Consider the following 1,251-nt stretch of genomic DNA (forward strand, 5'->3'; position numbering starts at 1 on the left):
ACACCAGTGTGACAATCTGCAGCAGTTTCATCTTGTTTTCCCAGAACCAGAGCCGGCAGCTCTCCATGCCCAGTTCTGCCTTGGTAAATCGGAAGCTCTGCTCTATCTGCCATCTTCTGGCGTAGGCATGCACCAGCCGCCAAGCATCCTTGTCACTTCTCACCTCCTCGTCGGTCAACAGGTACCAGGGCTGGCGTCCTTTCTGGCCAGGCCGACAGATGATGAGTGTCAGGGGCTGGCTTAAGTAGTGGGGGTGCAGGCCGGGCATCCACAAGAGGCTGCGCCTGAGCTGACACTTCCTGTTCCTGCCCCACACCAGTTGAGAGGAGGAGGCCTTCCTGCCCACAGAAAAGAGGCTGGCCCGCTTTACCCTCCCCAGCACATCCAGGAGCTTGTAGGCCGAGGGCCAGCGCATCAGGAAACGGTCCCTTCTGGCCAGCAGCAGCCCCAGCCACTGGCTGGAGGCATAGCCCCGGTCAAAGACATGCAGCACGGCAGAGGCGAAAGTCTCCCTTGCCCACTGGAGTAAGCTGAGCTTTACCTGAGCCAAGGAAGTGGCCTGCTTGCCGCGGCTGGTCCACCACCTGAAGCTGGCCACCAGGGGCTGGGCTTTGAGGCCACAGAGCAGAAGCCCCACCCAGCGCAGCCCCGGCACATGCACCGCCTCCCTGGTAGGCGGCTCATAGTAGCCTCTCTTGATGCGCAGCAGGCGTTTGGCCTTGCTGCTTCTTACCGCGCTCTGCAGGCTCTCGGGCTTTTCCTGCACGCTCTCATCCCAGAGCAGCAGCACCAACTCCTGCTTTTCAAGCAGCTGCTGTGCGTATGCCTGCGCCTGCCTGGCCAGGTAGTCGGCTATCACGCCGGCATGCCAGCGGGGGCTTCTTAAAAGGTTGGAAATGCGTTTTGTTCCGGCCGGTGCCTTGGCAGGAGAAAGCAGCACCTCGCCCAGTTCTGTCAGAAGCAGCGAGGTGGGGCGGGTGCGGTGACGGAGGATGCTCTCACAGAGGCCGGAGAAGGTGTTGATCAGCCGGCGGTCGAGCAGCCGGTCTAGCTCGAGGAGGAAGGGAGCCAGAAAAGAGGAGAGACGATGGGAGAAAAAGCGGGCCAGGGAGAAAACATCGCTGCCAGTGCCTGCGTTATTAACTTGTCTAGACATAAAGAACCTCCTGCTTTAAGTGATATCTCTACCACTTTAACAGGAGGTTCTTCCTTTTCTATCCCCAATCAACTAAAATTCGGGATGAGTCATGT

Annotated in this window: 1 protein-coding gene; it reads right to left on the reverse strand. The window is 59.0% G+C overall.

Features of this window, described 5'->3' with window-relative positions; translation table 11 throughout:
• Positions 1-1,156: transposase (locus ACMA1I_RS23270; protein ID WP_337070891.1), on the reverse strand; the 1,156-nt coding region annotated here is incomplete at its 3' end.
• Between the last annotated feature and the right edge of the window lie 95 nt (positions 1,157-1,251).

Origin of the sequence: Pontibacter sp. 13R65, from assembly GCF_047525655.1 — a bacterium.
Taxonomy (GTDB): domain Bacteria; phylum Bacteroidota; class Bacteroidia; order Cytophagales; family Hymenobacteraceae; genus Pontibacter.